Source organism: Xenorhabdus stockiae, from assembly GCF_002632825.1.
GTDB lineage: Bacteria > Pseudomonadota > Gammaproteobacteria > Enterobacterales > Enterobacteriaceae > Xenorhabdus > Xenorhabdus stockiae.
The window spans coordinates 1-2,775 of the sequence record NZ_NJAJ01000092.1; the positions used below are offsets into that span (position 1 = coordinate 1).

Consider the following 2,775-nt stretch of genomic DNA (forward strand, 5'->3'; position numbering starts at 1 on the left):
AGGAATGGCGATAACCGGCCAGACTTGCAGGAAGTCACCGGTAGCCATATCGACAGGTTCACCTTCCGTTTTACAGGTTCCGGTACAACTGCCTTCTTTATTGTTTGACTGGTTATTAACCCCGTCTTGTTCAGAGTTTTTTGCGTTCGATGTGGGGGAAGTATCAGAATTGTCTGTTTTCTTCTTGCCTTGAATTGTAGCCCCGGGAGGATTAGATACTTCTGAAGTATTGGGTGTTTCAAGGTTGCTCGTTTTACCTTGAGTACCAGTCGTATTGTTTATGCCGGTTTTATTTTTGATGACACGATTTTCCGCTTGTATCACTTTTTCAAGCGTGCTGATTTCATCAATGGCCTTTGCGCTTTTAGAAGCCTTAGAAGCAGGCAGATCAAACAAGGATACAATTTCAAACCCTAACTCACCAAGACGTTGTCCTGGTGTGTCCATCGACATTTTTAGGTTATCCAGATTGAATTCCTGTGTGTTTTTTCGGTTTTCCTTTGCGGCGTCGCGCATTATTTCGACGTTTTTTGTGTATTTTTCGCCGCCAAAAAATTCAAGTAGTCTTGCTTGTTGTTCTAGATCGTGGCTAGTTTCCAATTTGGCGCCTTTAATATACCCTTCAGCGGTATCGACAACCGCATTACTGGCAGCTTTGGCAAAACCTTTTTGTTGCTCAATCGGATTCCATCCTTCTAACGTTGAAAGATCTTGGCCAGTTTGTTTTGCTTTATCCGCCGCCATATTCCCAATGGCTTTTCCTATTTTTTTTGTTGTCTCCCAGGCAGTTTGTTCTGGCTCTGCTTCTACAGCCACACTGGGGTTAGCTTCATGGGGAGCATTTTGTGAGACACCCGCCTGTCCGACAATACTGCCCAACGTGTTGCCTTCACCTGTCGGGCTGTCATCTCGTGGTTTTTGAGGTAAAGCAATATTGGGTTTGGGATGAGAGTCTTCTTCTTGTTTTTCTTCTTTTTGTTCCCATTCTTTCAGTGGGTATTCGCCGTTTTTGAATTTTTCCTCAACCTTATCAGCCAGTTTTTTGTCATAGTCTAACATGACCTTTTTATCAGCCGGGGTCACTCGGGGATTATCAGCGTATTCTGCCTCGACTAAAGCGGGAAGATTTTTTTTAGTTTTTTCTAAATCAGCCAGTGAGCGAACATGGTATTCTCTGCAAAATACCGCCTCATCGCGCCCGCCGTTTATCGTAATTATGACTTCTTTATTTTCTGCCATAGCAAATTTCCTTATGCCCCATTCATCCAAAATTTATCCCCGTGGCGCAGTACCAACTTGTTGCCAGCACGTACCGTACGGGTGTGCTCCAATGGATGGCATTTACCCCCCACAGTGCCACTTTTGATACCATTCGCCACGCCCGGTTGGTCACCGAGTGTGGTGGGTACAAAACTGCGGGCAAACACCACCACCGGCATGCCATTGGCCCGTACGGTTTTTTCCGGTGCTGAACTGTCTGCCAGTTTCGCGACCACCGGATAAGGGATGGGCGGTGTGGCAGGCCCTATCGGGGTTTTGCACACGTCCGGCAGCATGCCAATAATCATCCAGGTACCCGCAGTACGGGCGATGTAATTATCAGCCATTCGTTTTCTCCCCGTCCTGTGGTGCCAGTTTGAGCAAGGGGGCATCCGGGTTAATTTCAAACCGGGCTTCGGCGACCCGCACGGGCAGGGAGGCTTTGAAATTCAGCCGGCAGGTCAGATGCAGTGTTCTGGCCTCGCTGTCGATAATGAGCGTATCGAGGTGCATCGGAACGGGTAACAGAATCCCGTTTCGCATCCGCAACAAAATGAATGGGCGATGTCCCGGCAGTTTGACATGCAGGTCACTGTCGGGAGTCAGGCCACTTAGCGTGAGGGCAATATCGGTATCTGGCCAGTCAATTTGTTGGTCAGCCGGTGCGCCGTTCCAGTAGCCGAAGTCAAAATCCTTTGGCAGGTAAGGATGACGATGCTCCAGCCAGTCGGCATCGTAAGTCCCGGCAAGCTGGCGGCGGGGAAGCCACGGGCGTCCTATAAAGCCCATGCCCTGTGGCTGGCAGGCGGGCGTATCAGGCGGTAACGTGCCAGCCAATTGCGCGGTAAAATGCTCAGCAGTAAAAGGGGCATCCGGTCGGGTAATACGCGGTGCGGGATAGCGGATGAGCTGTTTGGTGTTGGCATACCATGGGGTGATAAATCCAGTTCCCAGCGGATTGGTTTCACAAACCGCATGAGCCACCGGGGCATTTTCTCCGTCAGGATGTTGTTGGCGCTGTTCCGGAGCCAGGCGGTCACGTTCGTTAAGCAGTTTGCTTGCTTTATCGTCTGCCTGAATTTTGCATTCGCCTCCAAAGGCGTAGCGATAATCCAGTGGCAGTGTGGTAAAGGTTTTTGGCTCCGTGAGTTGCCAGTGGCCACTGGCATCACGGATAAATTCCCGCTCACCGGTGATAGTCAGGGTTTTGTCGAGCAGACGCTGGCCTTGCCGGGTGTTGACCTGGAATCGCACGGGAAATTCAGTACAGGGGCGGTTATCCGGCGAATACGCCATGCCATTAACAATCACATCGCAACGCGGTTTAAACGGCGCAAGGTCACTCTCCTGCAACACCTGTGAGACATTCATTTGCCCGCGATATTCATCCTGTAAACACAAAGGCGGCGCGGGCAGCAGTTCGGCGACGTATTCCCCCTGTCCGGCAGGCATCAGCTGGTAGCCGATTTTCATGACCGCCACGTGATGCTCGGTATCTTCGACATCGAACATTTG

2 protein-coding genes and 1 pseudogene are annotated in these 2,775 nt (G+C 50.4%); all 3 read right to left on the minus strand.

The annotated features are described in order from the left end of the window. Positions 1–1,239: pseudogene (locus Xsto_RS20225) on the minus strand (hypothetical protein); the annotation flags it as partial. Positions 1,240–1,250: 11 nt separating this feature from the next. Beyond that, complete coding sequence (locus tag Xsto_RS20230) at positions 1,251–1,607, minus strand: DUF4150 domain-containing protein (RefSeq protein WP_099122409.1); 357 nt, start codon at positions 1,605–1,607, stop codon at positions 1,251–1,253. Then, the gene (locus Xsto_RS20235; RefSeq protein WP_099126249.1) at positions 1,600–2,772 is read right to left on the minus strand and encodes a DUF2169 family type VI secretion system accessory protein; all 1,173 of its coding nucleotides are present in this window, start codon (positions 2,770–2,772) and stop codon (positions 1,600–1,602) included. The genes Xsto_RS20230 and Xsto_RS20235 overlap by 8 nt, the downstream gene beginning before the upstream one ends. Positions 2,773–2,775 lie beyond the last annotated feature (3 nt).

What these genes read in the sequence shown, in the direction of transcription:
- Xsto_RS20235 (WP_099126249.1), bottom strand. Translation starts at nt 2,772, where the DNA reads ATGTTCGATGTCGAAGATACCGAGCATCACGTGGCGGTCATGAAAATC.
- Xsto_RS20230 (WP_099122409.1), bottom strand. Translation starts at nt 1,607, where the DNA reads ATGGCTGATAATTACATCGCCCGTACTGCGGGTACCTGGATGATTATT.